Consider the following 20070-nt stretch of genomic DNA (forward strand, 5'->3'; position numbering starts at 1 on the left):
GCTTCTAAATCGCTTTTTTGGCTTGTTGTTGCAGACATTCCTGGGTATGCAGAAAGCCAGCCAGGTACTCTATTCCACTGGCCCAGCCCTGTCCCTGCCAGAGTGCGTGCAGGCGGGCAACCTCCTGGGGAGAGTAGCTGGCCAGACGCGCACGGATGCCCCGGATTGTTCGCGCCCGGCACTCGCGGCGGTTTTCGGTAAAGTCGTCGCGGATCAGGCGCAAATGTGCGTTGGCTTGCTCAGCCGTCGAGTAGCGCGGCAAGGGCCCCTGCGGCTGCTCGTAAAAAAGGGGAGGAGTGCGCTGAAGGGCTTTTTTATGGGCTTTTGCTGCCCGTTCCACCTCGCGTTTCGCCCGCATGGCCCCATTACGCTGCTGTCGTTCAGTCAACACGTAACGCTCTTTGGGCAAGGCCTTGCCTAAGATAAACCAGCTGCGGCCCTGGGCGAAGATGGCGCAGTCCTGACTGGTGGGCGTGCGCTGCATGGCCGGCACTGGCCGGTGCCAGGTGAAGGAACCGGCCGGACGCCAACCGTCCTTTGCGGTCAGCACGTCCCCGGCTTCGTTCACCTCCAGCACGAACTGAGAAGTAGGGCAGGCCCAGCCCTTTACTTCCCGGCCCGGAACCTGGTAACGGACTACATCACCGGCCACCACCGAAACAGATTCAAACACTTGAACTGGGGCCATAGGGCAGAAAGGGTTTGTTAGCGGTTTGCAGAAGCCTGTTTACGGGCCTCCATGACACTTTTCAGCATCTTCTCCAGGTCGTTTTCACCGTTGAACAGAGCCAGCTGAAACAGGGTAGGCGTGGGCGAATAGATGCCCTGCATTTCCTTAAAAAGCTTCTTGGCTTTCTTCTGGTCGGCCTTCATTACGTGTGCCACATCCTCAACGGTAGCATTCTGGCCGGAAGCAAGGATGAGCGCATTTTGGCTCAGGCCCGACGTAGCCGCCGCTGCTTGCTCTGGGGCCACCGCTGAAGGCTGCACCGTGCTGGCCACCGGTACCTGCTCGGGGTCTGGCTCGGCAGCCTGCGGGTACTCCGGTATCCAGTCGCCCGGGTCGTTGATGCCTCCCAGCAGACGGTTCAGTTCCTGCTGGGCTTCCTCCTGGCCTAGGTTGTCGTAATCCACTATTTCTACAACTAGGCTGGGCCGCTGGTAGGCAATTTCGGCTACGCCGCCCGCTACGCTGATAAGCACGTCGGGCCGGCCCGCAAGCTGGTCGAAGGCCTCTACCGTTTCGCTACTCACCTCCACGGCCGGGTCGATGGGCTGCCAGAACACGGGCAAGGGCGAAAAATCGGGCAGCCATTCCGGTTCAATATCCTCCGTCGCGTTGTCGCCCAGCGTATCGAGCTTTTTCAGGTAGGGTGTAACCAGGGCGCCCAACAGGTCGGCTACGTTGTCGAGGTGTTCAATCAGGAACGGCGCGGCTCCCTGTTCCTCCAGTCGTGCACCCAACTTGCGTAGCAGCTGCTGCTGCCGGCGCAATAAAGCCAGGTCATACTGCCCGCTAGCTACGGGTAAGAGAGCACCCATCTGCTTTGCCCAATCGGGCATTGTAGCCGGCAGCACAGCAGGAAGTAGGGTTTCCGGGTCAAAGGAAAGCTTCATATACTAGAATTAGGGCTAGAAAACTGAAAAAAGGGCTACTAGGCTACCAACTCGCACTCCTGCCACCCGATCACTCCGTCCGTATCGACGCGTATATCTCCCGCATCGTAAGTATCGAGCACGGTGCCGATGGTTTGCCCTCCCTCCATCGAGCGGCTGGGATAGCGCACGCGCTGGCCAATAAGCAGGTGTAAAGCATCTTCCGTCAGACGGAGCTGGGCAATGGCCACGGCCCGCTCCGGCGTTTGGTAGGTAGCCACGAAATAGGCGTGGGCTACCGTGGCCGCGTGCAGGGCCTCGGCGGCGCTGGTGGGGTGCTGATAGCGGATAAAGGCCTCCCGGCAATAGGCGCGAACGGTGTTGCTCAATTGCTTAACCCGCGCCCGGATGGCCGGCATATCGAAACCCGCCTGCATCAGCCCTGGGCAATTCGTATCCGCCTCTATGGCCATAAAGCTGTCTAGGAGTTCCGTAGCGTCCTGCCGCACCTGCTGGCGGCTGGGAATGGCAATCGGCTGGTGGGTCTGCGTTGGAGCAAGGCACATAAGAAGGACGCTAGGGTAAGAATCGTACATCTGAGAAATGGGGAGCACTTTAAGCGGCGTCCGGCAACTGGTTGAATAGCTGCCACCATAGCCCGGCCCGCGCTGCATCGGTCAGGCCTGCCTGCATCAGCTGGTTTACTTCCTCGGCCCGGCCCAACTGGTCGGCAAACTCGCGGATTTGGTGCTCGTCCTGCTGGTGCCGGTAGCCTTGCTGCCAGGCCTGGAGCACCGGCAGCCCCTGCCCCACCTGCAACCCCTGAAGCAGGGGCCAAAGGTTGGCATCCTGGGCCGGCACTTCCATCATGCCGCCCTGTTGGGCCTCCCGGCCTAAGGCGTAAGCCTGTTGAGTGAAGGGCTGAGTTTCGGGGGCGGAAGTGGCCGTGTTGAGCATAAAGAAAGCTATTCGGTGAGAGGGCTGCGCCCTATACCTATTAAACGAAATTGGGCGGCTAAGGATTAATAAAAGACAACAAATAACCCCTCAATTTGCCTTCAAATGCACTTTTACCCCTACCGCCCAGCTATAAAAACCGCTTATCAGTAAGGGTTCGACCGGGGTTCCTTTCTGGCCGGGGGCGGGCTCGATGCCCGCCCCCGGCCAATCCGCACCGGGCCAGTAGCGCCGCTGGGTACTACTGGTGGGGGCTAAATCAGCCCCCCACCTTGTACTATATCCAATACCTTGCGGCAGCTCCCGCTTTGGGCTATCATCTGCCCGGCTACTTTCAGCTTCAACACGCGCTGGCGGTGCAGGCGAATGAAGTTCAGTACCTCGGCGGGGTCGCGCTGGTGGTAGGGGGCCGATACGGCTACAAAATCCTTCAGGCTACGGTTGCCGCGTGAGCTATTGCAGTTCAGGCAAGCGGTAATCAGGTTTTTGGGGTCTTTGATTGCCCCGCCTTTGGAGTAAGGTACAATGTGGTCAAGAGTGAGCGTCAAACCTGCCTCAATGCCTCGTGCGCAGTAAGCACAAGCAAAACCGTCACGCATATAGATAGCTAACCGGACGCGCTGGCTAATCCAGTTTTGGCCCTGATTCTGTTGTTTGCGGTCTGGGCGGTCAGTAGTCGAAGCGGAGGCGGAAGAAGCACACATGGCAAAGGCGGTTAAAAAGGAGGGAGGTTGGTTGCTTGCGTTGTATACTTCTTATACGTTTGGGAACCCCTAGCGTTTATAAAAGTCAACAAAAAACCCCCTCTATTTACTCCTTTCGGGCTTTTTCTCCCCAACTGCCCCGCTTCAATACCGGCTATTCCTCCTCCGGCACGGCCTCCACCGCACGCAGGCACGCCGGGCACCATGCCAGGCCTTCCGGAATGTCCAACGGCTCGCCACTTGGATTTTCAATAGCCTGGGCTGCTTCAGCCGCTTCAGCAAGAAAAGCCTCCCCCCGCAAGCTGGACAGTTACCGACTACTGGTGAATCAATTTCATCGTACACGAAATAGGTTGCCTCAAATGATGTACTTTCCATAAAAATTTAGTTGCAAAGTGTTGCTCTTTATACGCAAAAAGCAGCCTCTACGCCGTTTAAAGTGTCATTTAAATTAACCTGAATAAGATCTTACACCCTGCTGCCCCGCTTTTTTGGCTGCGTATGCTGGGTGAGGGATAGGAGGGGTTTAGTGCGGAGCACCGCAGCGAAGCGGAGCCCCGGATAGCCCGACCCGTAGGGTCACCCCCTAATAAGTCATTTTGTATTTAGCTGATTTTAATCGCCCCTGAACAGAGTTCCCTACACACACCTAACCTTTCTACCTATGAAGAAATCTGAACTACATTTCACCGTTACGCTCGACGAGCACAAAGTCCCGGAGGCCATTCACTGGCAAAGCACGGGCGAGCCAGGTAGTGAAGCCGTTGATCAAGAAGCGCACGCGCTGAATATCTCCATTTGGAACAAACAGGAAGCCGGCACAATGCGAATAGGGCTGTGGACGAAAGAAATGCCTATCGAGCACTTAAAGCGGTTCTATATTGATACCATTGGAGCGCTGGCCGAAGATATTAGCCGGGCTACGGATGATGAAGGCATGGCCGATAAAATCAACGATCTCTGCAACGAACTGCTTACCCGCTTAAAAACACCTGAATAGCAGCCCGTACTGCTTCCAATTCCGCTCTCTGCCTACCAGGCTGGCGCAAGTAGGCCAGCCGCCACACCGCACAATGCACACAGTATAAGGCCTGGTCAGCTGACCAGGCCACAAACAAAAGGGCTTCCGGTTCACTACCGGAAGCCCTTTTGCCTTTGCTACAACGTCGGCGCTATTCTGCTGACTGCCGGCGTTGGTTGCGCACCATCAGCAACTCATCAACTACCAGCAGCATCGCTACACTGGCCCAGCTCAGCACGGCCAGCACTAATACTGGCGCAAAAGCCAGACTAGCCAGAAATAGCAGCAGGCTGATGAGCAGCATGCCGCGGGTCAGCGCCGGCAACGGACGGGATACGCGCAAGGTGCACAACACAAATGCTACCCCTGCCAGGCCCACTGTACTCAGTAGTAAGGCCAGGGCGTGCGTGCTGGCCAATTCCTGCATAGTACTTTCTACCAACTCGGTAAAGAGATGCATACCCGTTGGGCTTAATGGAACAAGGAGGGCGAACATGATAGCAGGCAGTTAGAGTGGTAGATGATTTAGCGACGCCGTTTGGGCGGCTCCAGTACGCCCGGCATCCATTTGTAGAGAAAAGCACTGTCAGCCGTTGTCAGCCGCGTTTTATCCTGCGTGGTACCCATTTTCGTCAAGGTCAGCGCGGCCTGCCGGGCTACTTTATGGCTCATGCCTGCGGGCAGGGTCCAACTCACGGTTGTTGTGTCGTAGTTCTGCACCGTTGCGGCCCCGGCCGGGAAGCCCTGGGCGTGGGCGCCGACGCTCAGCAGCAGCGCGGCCGGCAACAACCGCTGGCGGCGGCGGGCGGCCCAGCGCCGCACTTTACCGGCTACGTGCCAGACGGGCACTCCCATTAGAAACAAGGCAACCAACTGGGTGCCTCCTTTGCCTAAACTATCGGCAATGTGCTGTAAGGACTGGTTCATTAAACTGAAGGGAAAAGGGAGTAGATCTACACTGCCACGAGTTGCGCTTCCGGTTGAGGCAAGGCCGCGTATACCTTGTCACGGATCAGGTCCGGCAGCATCCACAGGCGCTGCTGCCCTCGACAGGCTACCAACTGCTCCAGGGCGCGGGCCTCACTCATGGCCCAGGCAAAGCGGCCGGGAGTATAGTCGCCAAATGCTCGCTCCTGAGGGCTCAACTCCGCTGGGTTGAGCGTCGGCATCTTATTGTCGAGTAAAAGCCCCGCATCAGGGCCGATAATGCGAGAAACACCATCCAGGCGAACCAACCCGACTATTCCCCCTCGGGGTAGGTCGTCAAACCCCAGGCCCAGCGCATTCAGGGCGGCACTGATATGCTCGTCCTCGGCGCACAGCCGACGGATCTTGCTCATTTTGCCGAGGCTGGCATGAATGGCCAGCGTACCTTGAATGCCGGTGGTCCAGGACCGGGTTTCATTGACTTTCAGCCCCAGCGCGGCAAGTGTGGCCCAGGGCTGGAGAAGGGAAATGGCTACCATAAGATGTAGGATGCGGAGTAAGAGGTAGTATCGAGAAGGGGTTATGCGGCCTGGGCAGGAGCTAGGGCCTCTGCCTGCGGCTGGTATTGCAAGGCAAACCCTTCCTGTTTCAGCATGGAAACCAGGTAGAGCATATTGGGCGGGCAAGGCAGAAAGCCGGTGTGCTCATCCCAGCGCCGCACCGCCCGGGCCAGACCAGCTAAGGCCTGGGGCGAAGTGGGTGGGGCAGCGAGCACCAGCGAAGGCGCACTCTCCAGAAGGCCCGGCAGGGCTTCCACTAGCAGCTGCTGCAGCAACTGGCTCCATTCCTGAGTAAGCGCGGGGCTACTGCCCTGGGGGGCACGTTGCTCTACCTGCTGCTGGATTCGCTCCAGCACAGCCGACAAGTTCTCATTCATGGGCAGTTGGGGGAAAAAGACTAGCGTTGTTGCTGTTTATTGTCAATTGCAACGACTTTCCGTTGTTGAAAGTAGGGCAAAGTTAAGACCTATGCAACTAAATTTAATCGCAACAAAAGGGGCCGCGCAAAATCAGAATCTGATCTGCGCGGCCCCGGTGATGCAGGTAAGGGCAACTTAGGCGGCTTGGGCGCTGGATGCTAGTTCCACCTCGTCGGGTGCCACTTCCGGCGTAAGCTGGGTTTCATGGCCCATCGGCAGCTTTCGGGCACGCAGGGTGCGCGGGTCGTACTCCGACTCAAACAGTTCCTGCGCCGCTTCGGTCAGGCCTTCTTTCACCTGCGGGTCGGCTACCAAGCCAGCGGCATTCTGTTGATAGTCCGTCCACTCGTTGGCTAAGTCGCGGTGGGTGACGGAAAACAGCAGCAGCTGGGTAAGCATGGCCTCGCTGGGGGCCACCGATAGCACCTGCTCTACTACCCAATCTTTATAAGTGCGTCCTTTCAGTTCAGGCCCGTTTTTGCCTACTTCCTCCCAGCCCCATGTACGGGAAAGCTCGGCCAGCGTCAGCGTATCGAGGTTGCGTCCGCGCATCAGGCTTTCAGCTACAACTAGGCCTAAAACCCGCAAACGGGCGGCTTTGGCCTCATCGCTGAACTGCTGGAGGGCGTGGTAGCACCGATCAGCCAGCACCCGTTTTCCGGCCTCCTTAAGTAGGCGCTTCTGGCGCGTATCCCGGTTCTTCTCGCCTTGGGTCAGCTCTACCTTTCCTTGCTCAATGGCTTTGGCCGTAACTTCCGTAAGCTGCACCCGCACCACTTTCCCGGCGTTGGCCCCATCTACGTACACCCCGACTACGGTTCCCTTCTTCTTTTTAGTTACCTCGTACTTCTCCGGTTTCAGCGCCCCAGCGGGAGCCTCCCAATATTTGGTCGTCAGCCGCACTACGGGCTTATCCCCTTCCAACTCTTTCTGCTCGGATAGCACCTGCTCGATGCGAAGCTCCATTTTCTTGTTCCAGCAGCCGCTGTCGAGGCAGGTATCTTTGCCCTGCTCGGCCAGCTCTGCAAACAGCACTACGCTACAGCTGCTGCGCTTGGGGCAGCTGGTGCAAGCTCCGGCAGCAGGGTACAAAGCCGCGTCCTCCAACGCCCAAGGGGCACTGGCAAGTACCTGCTTTTCCCGGCTAACCCAATTCTTTACTGACTGCTCGTTTACTAGGTACTGAGAACGGTGGCTCAGGCACCGCACCTGTACCGATTCAGGCCAGCGGCTCAGTTCCTCGGCCCCGCCGAGCGTCAGCTTGTCCTGCCGCAGGTCCGTCAGCCACTCCGGCAGCAGTTCGCTGATGGCGCGGCGCTGGGTTACCCAACGGGCACTCTGGCCTAAGTAGGCCGCAATTTCGTCCGTATTCATTCCCTGCTGGGACAATTTACCCACGGCTACGGCCTCATCGGCAGGGTGAGGGTTCTCGCGCTGGATGTTCTCAACCAACCTGTAAATTTCAGCTTGCTGGGCGCTCATGTGCCGGATGGTGGCTAGAATCGTAGGCAGCTGGGCCAGCTCATGGGCGGCATGGCGGCGAAAACCGGCAATCAGAGCGTAAGAAAAGCCATCGAAAGGCTCCTCCAAGGGCCGCACGGCAACGGGTTGAATCAGGCCTCCGGTCCGGATGCTTTCGGCCAGTGACTCCAGCCCTACCGGATTTATCGCGCTCCGGTAATTATCGGCAACATAGATGGCCGTAAGGGGAATGGATTTCAATTCAACCTCGGCATCAACTTGGGGCAGTACGGAAACAGTTGTAGAACTCATACGACTACAAAAAAGGGGTGAAAGGTTAGCTTGCGTTGTTGTCTTTTATACGCATTAAACCCCCTCAGAGTTACAGAATCGCCTTTTTCAGGGTATTTTACTTCCTGATGCCAGCCCACAAAAAAGCCCGGCCACCTTCCCAAGTGCCGGGCTTTTCTGCCTCCTATTCTGCGGCCCAGCCGACAAACAGATACTCGCCTTCGCGCTGGCTGGTCGGGGGCCGCAGACAGACGGCATTTACCTCCCGCGAATCCAGCCTCTCCATCCGTTCCTCATCTTCCAGGTACTCGCTGGCCTCCCGCCCACTGTTGCGCCATTCGTCGGTCAGGTCATTGTAATGGCAGATGGTGTTGAAGCCTCCACTGTAAGCATCCTCGCCGTCCTGCTGCTTGGATTGTTCATGCAACCGCTGGTAGGCATCATACATCGAGGTGCCGGGGCCGCTCAGGGCAATGTCAGTAGCTCCCATAAGTAGGCAATAAAAGGGTTTACGTTGTTGTCTTTTATACGCAATCGAGCGGACCATGTTCCAATTTAACAGCATTCAACAAAGATTAGTTAAGGACTATTCAAGAGATTATACAAATCCTTAAAATAATTGCAAAGGGCCACCATAAATAATAAAATGAGGTTTTTTGTTGCTATTTATACGCAAACCCTCGTAACTAGCAGCATCTTTCAGCCCCAACCGCCCGATGAAACGCGATTAGAATTAATTGCATTCAATCCGACTTTCTATCTTTGCCCAACATGGTAATAATCCGGCATCTGGTTTACCGAGCCTTCCTGCTCTCTGAGCCGCGACTTCGCGGTAGCCGGGTTCTCCCTTGCCTAACGGCGGAGGGCACCTGGTACCGAGGCCGCAACGGGTCGGTGCTGGTCTGGATGGAAAGCGCCGATGGCACCCCGCCCCAGCGCCACATCATCCCCGGCCGGCAACTCGGCTGGCAGTTGCACCTGCCGGGCCGGCCCTGGCTGCAGCCGCCCGATGAGTAGCTGCCCACCTGATAGTTTGATTCCGCCCTGCTCTCCCTACCACCACACTTATCTGCCACTCTAAACCCTGTTTCCATTCCTCAAACGAAAAGTATGCGCCCATTTCTCCAATTATGCACGCTGGGTCTTGTGCTGAGTGCTCCCATCGCTTCCTATGCTCAGCAAGCGGCTCCCGTCGAATACTACGGCACGGTTCAGACCGATGCCGGTGAGCCATTACCCGGCGCAACGGTGTTTGTGAAAGGCACCTACATTGGCTCTACTACCAACTCGGCCGGCACATTCCGGCTGATGGTTCCGGCCAATCTGATTCCAGCCCCTCTTTCCGTATCCTTCGTGGGGTACCTTACCTCGACGGATACCCTCACCAATACGGTTCGTCCCCTCTCCATTATCCTGCAGCCCTCGGCCGCCCAGATCAATGAAGTGGTAGTATCGGCCTCCCGCGTGGAGGAAAACATTCTGCGGGCTCCTGTGACAGTGGACAAGGTGAATACCCTGCAGCTTTCGCGTCTAACCCAGCCGGACCTGATTACCAGCCTTGCCCGGCAGAAGGGCGTGGACGTGACAACCAGCGGCATGTTTATGGCCAGCCTGAGTACGCGTGGCTTCGGCGGTGCTACCTCTGAGCGTCTGGTGCAACTGGTGGACCTGATGGATACCCAGTCTCCTTCCCTGAACATCAACGCTGGTAACGCGCTGGGCCTTCCGGAGCTGGATATTGCTTCCGTAGAAGTGCTGCACGGGCCTAGCTCGGCCCTGTACGGTGCCAATGCCTTTAACGGCGTGGTACTGACCAACTCCAAGTCGCCTTTTGAGTATGAAGGCCTGTCCGTTCGCCTGCGCGGCGGCAACCGTGACTACTTGGATGGCCAGCTGCGGTATGCCCAGCGGATCGGCCGTAAGTTCGCCTTCAAGGTGAGTGGCAGCTATGCCAGCGCCAATGACTGGATTGCCAACAATTACGATGCCCTGGGGGAATCCTACGCGGCCGGCAACAACCCAGCGGGCTCAGGCCTTGGCTACGATGCAGTAAACCGCTATGGGGACGTAGGCAATACGTTCGGTGCCACGGGTGGCGCTCTGGCCGGCAAGACGGTTTTCATGCCCGGCTGGACGGAACGCGAGCTGATTGACAACGATTACAAGGCCAAGCTTTACCGCATTGTTCCTTCCGTGCATTACCTAGTGACGGATAAGATCAAGGCCATGATCGAATTCAAGCGGGCCTCGGGCACGACGGCTTACCAGTTTACCAACCGCTACCGCTTCAAGGATTTCGCTACCAACCAATGGCGTGCGGAGTTGAAAAGCGACAATTGGTATCTGCGGGCTTATCAGACTCAGGACTTCGGCGCCAACTCCTACGATCTGCCATTCACGGGGGCATTTATGCAAACGTCGGTTGATCCGAACAGCGCGGCCGGCGCTACCTATGCCCAGCAGTATTTCCAGGCGTATGCTGTTGCCTACAACACCTTCCTGGCCCGTAACCCCGGCAATACGGCCGGCGCTGAAGCGGCCGCTCAGGGAGCTGCCAACCCCTTCCAGTTGGTACCCGGCACCCCAGGCTTTGAGCAAACCCGCAAGAAGGTGATTTCGGATGCTACCCCCGGCATCGGTTCGCGCATCAACCCCAGCTCTCTGCTGAATGATATTTCGGGCCAGTATGACTTCAAGCTAAAGGCGGTAAATCTGATTGTGGGCGGCGCCTACCGGCAGTATCGCCTGGGTTCCGACGGACTGTTGTTCAGTGACCGGGATGGCAAGCGTCTGGTGAACTACGAGTATGGGGGCTACGCTCAAATCTCGAAAGAGCTACTGCGCAATCGTCTGAAGCTCACGGCTGCAGGCCGCATGGATGATAGCAAGAACTTTAAGCCGGTATTCTCGCCTCGTGCCTCAGCCGTGTATTCGCTCGACCAGGCCCAGACGCATAACTTCCGCGCCAGCTACAACCAGGCCTACCGCAGCCCCACGCAGCAAGGACAATACCTGTCGTTGGATCTGGCCCGGGTTCTGCTGCTCGGCAACATTAGCAATGGCTTCTCCGGCTACTCTACGGCGGCCGCTTCTCAACTCGGCCGCATCCTGCGTAATCCGGCAACGGCTCAGCAAGAGCTGGACGCCTACGCCGTCAACGCCGAGCGCCTGAAGCCAGAGCGTGTATCGACCTGGGAACTGGGCTATAAAGGCCTTCTGCTGCCGAACCTGGTATTGGATGTGAACTACTACAACTCGCGCTACAATGACTTTATTGGTCAGATCCGCGTGATTTCCAATGTAGACGGTTCTAAGCCCACGGTTCCTCAAATGGCTGCTGCTGCTACCAGTGCGCGTCCGTTCCAGTCGGGCACAACCCGCGTAATTCAGGTGCAGGCCAACGCCAACCAGGAAGTTAAAGCCTCAGGTAGCACCGTTGGCCTGACCTACACGGCTCTGAAAGCATTCAGCCTGACGGGTAACTATACCCTTAATGTGCTGCATGATGATAACCTGCCGGAAAGCTTCCAGACCTATTACAACACGCCCAAGCACAAGTACAACATTGGCGCGTATGGGGAGCTGAAGAAGGTTTTCAACTACTCAGTGAACTACCGCTGGGCCCAGGGCCACTTGTTTGAGTCTCCCTTCGCCGCTGGCCAGCTGAAAAGCTACTCCAGCCTCGACGCTCAGGTGGGCTATGTGTTGCCGAAGCTGCATACCACGCTGCAGATCGGTGGGTCGAACCTGACCAATGCCACCAATATTCAGGTGTACGGTGGTCCACAGGTGGGCCGCTTAGTCTACGGCGGACTCCTGTTCGACATTAAGTAATCGAGTAAACCAGCGGGCTCCTGGACTTCCCTCATCGGAACGCCAGGGGCCCTTTGGCTTTATAGCCAACCAAATCACGCAGTTTCTTTCCGGTAAGTGCCATAGTATCAGGCCTTACCTAATTCTGGCCCTTCTACCCCCGAATGCCCCTTCATACTTTACGCTCGCTTTTTCCATGAAAAACCTTCGCATCCTCTTTGCAGCGGTACTGGCCGCTTTCCTCGCCGGTCCGGCCGCTGCCCAGACGCTGAGCCTGGATCAGCTTCTTAAATTAAGTGCTTTGCCCGCGGGCTTGCCACTGCAGAAAATGACGGCGGCCCTGTTCCCTCCAGAGTGGGCCTACCGTGGCCACGTCAACCAGACGGAAGAAACGTATTGGACGGCTAACGCCACCGACTACGATTACGATACCGAAACGGAAACGCCGACCTCTTGGGTCAGCTTGCGCCCAATGCCGGGCGGGTCAGTGGACGTACTGTTTAAGACTACTTCCAACCGCAACATTGAGCCTATCCGCAAGGAACTGAAGCGCCTGAAGTTCGAGGCTACCCCCGTTACTTGCCTGGAATGTCAGGGAGAACGGTACACTGGGCCCAACTACTCGGTAACGCTGTATACGGGCAAAAAAGGGCCCTTCCCCGTTATTCTGGTGATTCACCAAGATCCGCCTATTGATGCGACTCCGGCCCGGCCGGTGCAACTGGCCGCTCCTCTGGTAGAAAGCAGCCCGGAACAGGCTGCTACCCCGCAGCTGGCAGGTCAAAATAGCACTCCGTAAGCAGCGACCCATGAAAGCGCCAGCTCTGCTCCTGCTCTCCGCCACCGGTTTCTTTGCCCTTCTTGGGCCGGCCGTGGGCCAAAATGCCCCTGCAATGGGACCCGACTCTTTGGCTTACCCTGCTAAAGAAACCATAGCCGGTACCATCCTCGATGAAATGAATAATCCGCTGGCGGGCGTCACCGTGAAGTTTGCGGGGGGCCTGATCTCTAAAATGTGTATTACCAATGGTCGGGGACGCTACTTGTTGGAGGTGCCCCGCACGGGAGGCACGCTGGCCGTATCCTTTGCCGGCTACGTGTCGCAGGAAATAGCTTTCCGCAAGGTTAATGAACTTGATGTAGTCTTGCAGCCGGAACCTGGCTTCCATCGGACGCGCAAAATGCGGGTTCTGTACCGGCGCATGAACCGTCCGGAAAACGAGTAACCTGATCTATAACCCTTTTACCCAGCTATATGCTTCGTAAATCGCTGCTGTTCCTACTTGCTTGCACGGCCCTTCTCGGGGCCGTGCTCGTGTTCAATACCCTGCGATTCTCGCCGCCTGCTGCGCCGGCCGTGGGACCGCTCCGCCCACTTAACCTGCCGGATAGCGCCCTGAGCCACTTCCGGCAGGCCATCCGGTACCGGACAGTTTCCCTGGAGCAGGGCGCGGCGCCCGACTCGGCACAGTTCCTTGGCTTCCACCGATTCCTGCAGCGGGCTTATCCCCGCGTGCACGCCCAGCTGAAGCGAGAAGTTGTCAACCAGTACACGCTACTCTACTCCTGGCCCGGCCAAGATGCTCAGGCGGCCCCTATCGTGCTGATGGCGCACTATGATGTGGTACCGGTGGAAGAAAGCACCGCCGCTAAGTGGGAACATGACCCGTGGGCCGGGGAGGTGCATCAGGACCGGATCTGGGGCCGGGGAGCCGTAGATAACAAGGCCAATGTTACGGCCCTGCTAGAAGCGGCTGAACAGCTGCTTCTAGCAGGGTTTCAGCCTTCCCGGACGGTGTACTTTGTCTTTGGCCATGATGAGGAAGTCGGGGGCCAGCAGGGAGCCCAACAGGTGGCCCGGTTGCTGCAGCAGCGCGGTATCAAGCCGGAATTCGTGCTGGATGAAGGCGGGTTTGTCACTACGGACCGGGTGCCCGGCCTGAAAGGAACCCCCGTGGCGCTGATCGGCACGGCGGAAAAAGGCTATCTGTCTCTGGAGCTGACTGCTGAAGTAGCGGGCGGCCATTCCTCGATACCGGAAGCTGAAACCGCCACGGACCTGATTGCACAAGCCGTAGTGGCTTTGCGCAAGCAGAACTTTCCGGCCTCGTTCACGCCGTCCATGGATGAATTTGCCGCCCATATCGGCCCTCGCCTGCCGTTCGTGCAACGTCTGGCCTTCGCTAATGCCTGGCTGCTGCGCCCCCTGATTCTGAGCACCTACACCAAAACCGCCAGCGGCGCGGCGGCCGTTCGCACTACGCTGGTACCAACCATCCTGCAGGCAGGCGTGAAAGACAACGTGGTGCCGACTTCTGCCAAGGCCACGGTAAACCTGCGTCTGCTGCCGGGAACCAGCTCCGCTGAGGCGGTACGGCAAGTGCAGGCGCTCTTGCCTGACCAGCGGGTTACGGTAAAGCCGGTAGGCACGGTATCGGAGCCATCACCAGCCGCGCCAACCAATGCTACGGGGTATCAGCTCATCGAGCAGCAGATCCGCCTGCAGATCCAGGATGTAATACCCACTCCCTTCCTGTTCGTGGCCCTGTCGGACTCTCGCCACTTTCAGCCCCTCACCTCTCGCATATACAAGTTCTCTCCTATGACCAATCCTGCGGGCCTCCACGGGCTTAACGAAAGCCTCAGCGTGGAAAGCTACCAGCAGTGCTTTGGCTTCTACCATGGGCTGCTGAAGGCCGCTCGTTAACCTCCCCCGTCCCTAGGACCTATCCTGACTTCTCCATGAAAACCATACTACTAGTTCTGCTGACGCTGCTCAGCCAAATACCGGCCCTGGCCCAGGTGTCGGCCTTTCCGGATTCCGTAGCCTCTCGCCTGGTCAAAACCGCTCCGGTGGTTGTTCTGGGCCGCCCGCTGCACTCGGAGCTGTTCTACAATGAAGCTACCCAGAAAGCCTATATCTCTACGGCCGTGCTGGTGCTGCATGTGCTGCGTGGTGACAGCGTGAAAAATGGCACTATTGAGCTTGTCCAGGATGTGCCCTCACCCCACACCGGCGTTGGCCCGGCCCACTTGTTCGGCCACCGGAAATACACCTACAACATGGATGCTTTCATGTATTTCTGTGCCCCGGCCCGCCTGCCCAAAAACCCTACTCCGTTTGCTACCAGCAACCGCGCGCGCCTGAGTCCGGCCCACACAGGCCCCGGCCTGACGCCCAGCATTCAGTTCCTTACTTCCGGCAGTTCGGAGCCAACGCGCATCTACGGCCTGGGTCGGGAGTTTGAATCAACTACCAGCCTCTATCAGCACCTAAGCAAGCTGAGTAAGCTCAACCTGCCGGAAGTGAAGTTCGCTCGCTACCAAAAGCCGTTTGCCTTCATGGATGGGCGTGAGGACTGGATTGGGGTGCCAACTTCGCCGGCCAGCAGCCTGCAGGACCCCTTAACTCCGGAGGAAATTATTCAGGCCCGCAACAGCATCCTTAGTGCCCGTTTCATCTTTACCGGCATGGTGCTAAGCTCGACCCGCTATGAGGATGCTGAGGGCAATGCCTTCATGTCTGAGATAGTGCAACCCATCTGGCTATTTAAAAGCGGGGGAGTACTCAGCAAGTCGCTGATTGAGGTGGTTGAAACCGAAGAAGCTTACCAGAAAGGCCTGCGCCAAAACGTGCCAGTTGTGTACTTCGCCCAGGAAAGCGATCTGGCTCCCAATCCTAGTCCCAGCAGCCAGGTAACCAACCCGGTGATGCGCGCTTACAAAGGCGATGCCCAAGCTAAGATCATGATTGGCAAAGTAGGTACCGTGCTTGGCTACAGCGGCCTGTATCAGACCTTCAGCAGCCCACAGGAATCCTGGCAGTACATTAACAAGCTGCCCGGAGTTACCCCTTGGCTTCCCCAGTCCTCGGGACCGGCAGTAACTACGACGAAAAGCGCGAAATAGAGCTTTTAGGCTATAATGTAAAAGCACCGACCGGGCCGGCACTACTGCCGCTCGTGGTCGGTGCTTTTGCTTTTATACCCTTGCAAACCCGGTCCTGTTTCGTGGTTTTTGTAATAGGCTGCCCCTTAGCATTCCGGATGATTCTAGCCGTTGGCAGGAGCTTCTGCCTGGGGCTCCTGCCCTTTCTTTTTGGTCCGGTCTATTCCGTCCGGATGGCGCTTGATGCCCGGCCCCAGCACTGAATCATCTTTAAGCGTGTGCGACATAAGCTCTTTGGCTATGCGCTCGACGGGCTCCGCCATCCACTCGGCCAACCGGTAAATCTCCGCTAGGCTTAAATCGGAGGGCATCTGGCGCCGTTTCAGGTACGTGCGGTAAGTCATGCCAAGCCGATCCTCAATCATGCGAACAGAGGCCTTTTTGGAGTCTATCATTTCCGCGAAAGTGCGGTTTGCCGGGTCCTTAGGTACTATCTGTTCCGGGTATTCTGGGGCGGACTTAGGCATCTGGTGGTAGAGTAAGGCGTAGAGGGCGCAAGTAGGGCGTGCAGCAAGAATAGGGGCCCGCATATACAGCGCGGGCGAGGTGTAACCGTCAAAAGTAGGCAGTTGCTATTTAGCAACAAAAAACCCCGACCCAATGGGCCGGGGTAATGTTTTCGGCAGGTGTGCTGCAACCTACGGCATAACGCCAAGCTTTTCGCTCCACTGCAGGGTGGCAGTACGATACTGCTGATCCTGGCCAGTTGTGGGGGCGCTGTTCACTTTGGCACCTTTAAAATCACCATCGACATAGATGGCCAGGTTGATGCGGGTTGCACTCATGCTTTCCGCCGATACCGTCAGAAGGCTAATATCCTTAACGGAAGTAAATTCTTTCTCCCATTTGAGCGTGCCCGCGGTGGGAGCCACTGCCTGGGACGCCTGCCCTGGGAGAACGTAACTAACAGCGCGCAATGTTGGTGTGGTGCTGGGGGTTGTAAAGGGCTGATCCGCTTCCACTACGAGTTTAACAGTATGCTCCGTTAAGGCTGGTTTGGGGTCCTCCTTGTCGGAGCCGCCGCAGCTGGTCAACATGGCTCCCCCGAGGGCGAGCAGGGATAGGGAACGAAGTAACTGTTTCATAGGGAAGGGTTGATACGTTAAGGTTTGGCTAGACTTAGGTTGCCTGAATAGGCGTATGGCGTAAGTAGCGGTCCTGGAGGCAGCAGCTGTGCGCGGCAGTTATCGCTTTCAATTTTTTCCTGAATGGAAACCCGGTAGTGGTAGCGACGGAACATGCGCTGAAACATACGCAGGCGGGCAACGGTGAAGGCCGTTCGGCTCATGCCGTCGGAACCCTTTGGGCCCTTCAGTAGAGCACGTACAACCGCCTGAGGCAGCTGAACATGCCGGCTAATGGCGGATACATTCCAGGGGCGCAATGGATCATCGGTGCGGTCAAACCACTGCTGCAGGTGCTCCCATCCTTCGGGCTGCTCGTAAATTGCGGTGTTCATGGGCTGGAGAAGGCCTGTGGCCAGTCCGGTTAAGTGAAAGATAGATTTCTCCTTGCCACTAAACTTAATTGCGTGACAAGGTACATGAATTGTGCCAATCAACTTAATAGCGTGACATAATTCTATTGCAATTAACATTATTTGAACTCTACTTCGTCTTTTTTGTAGCAGTACCTGAATCCTTCTTAGCTAAGTAGCTCTTGAACTGCTTAATATGCGCCTGCGCCGCCGCACGGTCCCAACCCTTCGCTTCGGCTTCTGTTACTTTTCCCAGAGGAGCGGAATCTTTCCCGTTGGTTACATACAGCTTCTGGTTTTTGCTGAGTCGCACGCTCCATTTGGCATCTATCTGATGCACTACCTGGGCCTGCTCGTGCTCCAGAGCCACCCGAATAATTTCCTCCGCCTGCTGGGCAGTTATCGAGTCGAGCGCAGGTTGGGGCTGCCCTTCCTCCGCTACTTGAAAATAGCGCTCATTCCATAGCAGATAAACCAGCTCCTTGCGGCTGATGCCGGCCTCAATCGGCTTTTTCTCCCAAACGCCCACCTTGCGCTTTTCCCGTGAGCGGCCGGCCAGGATGGCGGCAACGGCCTGCTCAACCGTAAGGGTCAGCGGGTCAGCCCCGCCCAGGTCGTAAAACTTCTCATCATAGCGCACCCAGCTGCCTTTCTCCCCTGCTCCGCTGGTGATGGGCTTTTCTTGCCACAGGCCTACCTGGTGGGCACGGCGGGGCGGGGGCAAGTCTATTTCTGCCGTGTTTCGTAGCTCCGTCAGGCGCCCATCGAAAGCCGGCACCACGTCGGCAAACCGGCGCTTACCATCTGCTACCTCATCAAATTCCGCCTCACATTGGGCCGTGAAATCCAGGTTGACAATCGGGGTGAAATAGCGAAGCAGAAAATCCGTCACTCCAATACCTCTTTCCGTGGGCAGAAGCTTGTTCTTATCACCCCCTATCGTTTCACTGCGGCTTTGCTCCCGTAGCTGGCCATCCTCCCACAATAGGGTCTTAGTGCTGACCTTCTTCCCTACTACCGATCCACTGGCCACGTATTCGCGGGCATTGATGGTGCGCAGGGTGCTGGCATAGGTGCTCGGCCGGCCAATCTGCAGGCGCTCCAGCTCGGCCACCAATGTTGCTTCATCAAAGCGCCGGGGCGGCTTCTGGCTGCGGCCCGCGGCCTGGACCCGCCGAAGCTGAACCCGCTCCCCTTCCACAACCGGATGCTGCAGGGCAGCGCCTTCAGCGCCTTCAGCCAAGGCAGTATCTTCATCTACTTCCTCCGCTGCTTCCTGGTAGGCCTTGCGGTAGCCGTCAAATCGCAATACCCGGGCCTTGCTCTGAAAGGTCAGCCCCTCTGGGCCGGGTACGGCCGCTGCCAGCAGAATAGTTGTCTGATCATAGAGGGCATCACTCATCTGGGAGGCCAGCGAACGGGCATAAATGAGCTGGTACAGCTGCTGCTGCTCCCGGGTGTCGCCGGCGCTGGTTTGGTCCCAGTGGGTCGGCCGGATGGCTTCATGGGCACCCTGGCTCCCTGCTTTCTCCCGGAAGGTGCGCCCGCCCCCTCCCACTGCATATTTTGCCCCGTACTGCTGCTCAATCTGGGCGGCGGCCTCCTGGCGGGCTTCGTCGCTCAGATTCACGCTGTCCGTCCGGATATAGGTTATGTGCCCGGCCTCAAAGAGCTTCTGCGCTAAGTCCGATACCTGCTGCACGGTTAGCCGCAACTTCTTTACCCCGTCCTGCTGCAGGCTGCTGGTGGAATAAGGGGCCGGGGGACTGGTTGATACCGGCTGCTGCTCAACGCTCATTACGCCAAAATCGCGGGCCTTGCTGATGCGAAGCAACAGCTCACGGGCCTCCTCCTCGGTTTGCGGTGCCTCTCCCACCCACCGTGCCGGCAATAGCTCGGCGGCTTCGGTGCGGAAAGCGGCGCTAACTGGGAAAGTACGTTTGCCGGAAAAGGCCTGAATGGTTCGCTCCCGTTCCACGACGAGGCGCGTTGCCACGCTCTGCACCCGGCCGGCCGAATAGCCCTTGCTTTGAAAGTGGCGGGTCAGCAAGGGGGAAATTTCCCAGCCTACCAAGCGGTCAACTGCGCGGCGGCATTCCTGTGCGGCTACCAAAGCCACATCGAGCTTTCGGGGCTGAGCAACGGCGGCAAGAATGGCCGGGCCGGTTATTTCCTGAAAGGTGACGCGCTTGGTCGTTTTCACATCCAGACCCAGCACCTGACAAAGATGGTAGCTGATGGCCTCGCCTTCGCGGTCCGGGTCCGTGGCCAGGTACACGTTCTGCGCTCCCACCTGCCGCACCTTAGCCTTCAGATTAGATACGGTGTCCTCCTTATCCGCATTTACCAGGTACTGCATGCGGTAATTGTTACTGCGGTCAATGCCCAGATCCTTCAGGGGCAGATCCCGAATGTGGCCCACGCTGGCCGCTACGTGCCAGCCTTCCGGCAACAGGGCACTTATCTTCTTGATTTTATTCGGGCTTTCAACGATCAGTAGGTTCATGCTCAGTTTTGTTGAAAGGGGCAGTTGGGCGAAAAAAAGGCCACTGGATGCCATGGGCTCTCCAGCGGCCTTCTACATCACCGGGCTGCGGTTAGCCTGCCCCTGGTTAGGATTTTTCCAGCCAGTTACACAGCATCAGGCCCAGGAAGGCCAGCGCGGTGCAACCGAGTCGGAATTCAATTTCCTTCCACCACAGCGCCACCCGTTCCTGCCGGGTGAAAGGATCGAATGGCAGCTCCCGCCGCCGTTCCATCAGCTTTCGTCCGTAGTGAAACAAGTAGTATCCAGCAGTGGGAATTCCTCCCAGCAGCAGCCCCCAGCCCAGTAGTACAAGCAGTTCGTAAGTATTCATAAGTCAAAGAGTGTTAGTGAAAAACTGAGTATGAACGC

Annotated in this window: 22 protein-coding genes; 6 read left to right on the forward strand and 16 right to left on the reverse strand. The window is 57.4% G+C overall.

Features of this window, described 5'->3' with window-relative positions; translation table 11 throughout:
• Positions 1-4 precede the first annotated feature (4 nt).
• The 5 genes from FGZ14_RS21175 to FGZ14_RS21195 all read right to left on the reverse strand — a co-directional run bounded on the left by FGZ14_RS21175 (position 5) and on the right by FGZ14_RS21195 (position 3257).
• Positions 5-688, reverse strand: coding sequence for a hypothetical protein (locus FGZ14_RS21175; RefSeq protein ID WP_139926360.1), 684 nt, complete (start codon positions 686-688; stop codon positions 5-7).
• Between the two features lie 17 nt (positions 689-705).
• Entirely contained in the window at positions 706-1617 is a 912-nt protein-coding gene (locus FGZ14_RS21180; RefSeq protein WP_139926362.1) for a hypothetical protein, read from the reverse strand.
• A 38-nt stretch (positions 1618-1655) separates the two neighbouring features.
• Positions 1656-2162, reverse strand: a complete 507-nt coding sequence (locus tag FGZ14_RS21185; protein ID WP_139926363.1) for a hypothetical protein — start codon at positions 2160-2162, stop codon at positions 1656-1658.
• A gap of 49 nt (positions 2163-2211) precedes the next feature.
• Positions 2212-2553: a hypothetical protein gene (locus FGZ14_RS21190; RefSeq protein WP_139926365.1), complete on the reverse strand. Its 342-nt coding sequence runs from the start codon at positions 2551-2553 to the stop codon at positions 2212-2214.
• Between the two features lie 254 nt (positions 2554-2807).
• Positions 2808-3257: an HNH endonuclease gene (locus FGZ14_RS21195; RefSeq protein ID WP_139926367.1), complete on the reverse strand. Its 450-nt coding sequence runs from the start codon at positions 3255-3257 to the stop codon at positions 2808-2810.
• Between the two features lie 664 nt (positions 3258-3921).
• On the opposite strand from FGZ14_RS21195, the gene gldC reads away from it, so the two are divergent.
• A complete protein-coding gene (gene gldC, locus FGZ14_RS21200; protein WP_139926368.1) occupies positions 3922-4257 on the forward strand; it encodes a gliding motility protein GldC in 336 nt (111 codons plus the stop codon).
• Positions 4258-4429: 172 nt separating this feature from the next.
• Here gldC and FGZ14_RS21205 read toward each other — a convergent pair whose 3' ends face one another.
• The 6 genes from FGZ14_RS21205 to FGZ14_RS21230 all read right to left on the reverse strand — a co-directional run bounded on the left by FGZ14_RS21205 (position 4430) and on the right by FGZ14_RS21230 (position 8426).
• Positions 4430-4738 carry a hypothetical protein gene (locus tag FGZ14_RS21205; protein ID WP_139926370.1) on the reverse strand — a complete coding sequence of 103 codons (309 nt, stop codon included), beginning with the start codon at positions 4736-4738 and terminating at the stop codon, positions 4430-4432.
• A 65-nt stretch (positions 4739-4803) separates the two neighbouring features.
• The gene (locus FGZ14_RS21210) at positions 4804-5205 is read right to left on the reverse strand and encodes a hypothetical protein (protein WP_139926372.1); all 402 of its coding nucleotides are present in this window, start codon (positions 5203-5205) and stop codon (positions 4804-4806) included.
• A gap of 26 nt (positions 5206-5231) precedes the next feature.
• The gene (locus FGZ14_RS21215; protein WP_139926374.1) at positions 5232-5744 is read right to left on the reverse strand and encodes a hypothetical protein; all 513 of its coding nucleotides are present in this window, start codon (positions 5742-5744) and stop codon (positions 5232-5234) included.
• A 41-nt stretch (positions 5745-5785) separates the two neighbouring features.
• Positions 5786-6142: a hypothetical protein gene (locus FGZ14_RS21220; protein ID WP_139926375.1), complete on the reverse strand. Its 357-nt coding sequence runs from the start codon at positions 6140-6142 to the stop codon at positions 5786-5788.
• Positions 6143-6319: 177 nt separating this feature from the next.
• Complete coding sequence (locus FGZ14_RS21225) at positions 6320-7957, reverse strand: ParB/RepB/Spo0J family partition protein (protein ID WP_139926377.1); 1638 nt, start codon at positions 7955-7957, stop codon at positions 6320-6322.
• 163 nt (positions 7958-8120) lie between these two features.
• Positions 8121-8426 (reverse strand): hypothetical protein, encoded by a 306-nt coding sequence (locus tag FGZ14_RS21230; protein WP_139926379.1) that lies wholly within the window; start codon positions 8424-8426, stop codon positions 8121-8123.
• A 620-nt stretch (positions 8427-9046) separates the two neighbouring features.
• On the opposite strand from FGZ14_RS21230, the gene FGZ14_RS21235 reads away from it, so the two are divergent.
• The 5 genes from FGZ14_RS21235 to FGZ14_RS21255 all read left to right on the forward strand — a co-directional run bounded on the left by FGZ14_RS21235 (position 9047) and on the right by FGZ14_RS21255 (position 15658).
• A complete protein-coding gene (locus FGZ14_RS21235; protein WP_139926381.1) occupies positions 9047-11770 on the forward strand; it encodes a carboxypeptidase-like regulatory domain-containing protein in 2724 nt (907 codons plus the stop codon).
• A 175-nt stretch (positions 11771-11945) separates the two neighbouring features.
• Complete coding sequence (locus FGZ14_RS21240; protein WP_139926382.1) at positions 11946-12548, forward strand: hypothetical protein; 603 nt, start codon at positions 11946-11948, stop codon at positions 12546-12548.
• A 10-nt stretch (positions 12549-12558) separates the two neighbouring features.
• Entirely contained in the window at positions 12559-12975 is a 417-nt protein-coding gene (locus FGZ14_RS21245; RefSeq protein ID WP_139926384.1) for a carboxypeptidase-like regulatory domain-containing protein, read from the forward strand.
• A gap of 29 nt (positions 12976-13004) precedes the next feature.
• Positions 13005-14456, forward strand: coding sequence for a M20/M25/M40 family metallo-hydrolase (locus FGZ14_RS21250; RefSeq protein ID WP_139926386.1), 1452 nt, complete (start codon positions 13005-13007; stop codon positions 14454-14456).
• 35 nt (positions 14457-14491) lie between these two features.
• On the forward strand, positions 14492-15658 hold the full coding sequence (locus tag FGZ14_RS21255; protein ID WP_139926388.1) for a hypothetical protein: 1167 nt from the start codon (positions 14492-14494) through the stop codon (positions 15656-15658).
• A gap of 143 nt (positions 15659-15801) precedes the next feature.
• Here the strand turns inward: FGZ14_RS21255 and FGZ14_RS21260 are convergent, their stop codons facing one another.
• The 5 genes from FGZ14_RS21260 to FGZ14_RS21280 form a co-directional block, all read right to left on the reverse strand.
• On the reverse strand, positions 15802-16092 hold the full coding sequence (locus tag FGZ14_RS21260; protein ID WP_139926390.1) for a hypothetical protein: 291 nt from the start codon (positions 16090-16092) through the stop codon (positions 15802-15804).
• Between the two features lie 243 nt (positions 16093-16335).
• Complete coding sequence (locus tag FGZ14_RS21265) at positions 16336-16782, reverse strand: hypothetical protein (protein ID WP_139926392.1); 447 nt, start codon at positions 16780-16782, stop codon at positions 16336-16338.
• A gap of 17 nt (positions 16783-16799) precedes the next feature.
• Positions 16800-17156: a hypothetical protein gene (locus FGZ14_RS21270; RefSeq protein WP_139926394.1), complete on the reverse strand. Its 357-nt coding sequence runs from the start codon at positions 17154-17156 to the stop codon at positions 16800-16802.
• Between the two features lie 148 nt (positions 17157-17304).
• Positions 17305-19680: a type I DNA topoisomerase gene (topA, locus tag FGZ14_RS21275; RefSeq protein ID WP_180754646.1), complete on the reverse strand. Its 2376-nt coding sequence runs from the start codon at positions 19678-19680 to the stop codon at positions 17305-17307.
• Positions 19681-19786: 106 nt separating this feature from the next.
• Positions 19787-20032 (reverse strand): hypothetical protein, encoded by a 246-nt coding sequence (locus FGZ14_RS21280; RefSeq protein WP_139926397.1) that lies wholly within the window; start codon positions 20030-20032, stop codon positions 19787-19789.
• Positions 20033-20070 lie beyond the last annotated feature (38 nt).

Source organism: Hymenobacter sp. DG01, from assembly GCF_006352025.1.
Lineage (GTDB): Bacteria > Bacteroidota > Bacteroidia > Cytophagales > Hymenobacteraceae > Hymenobacter.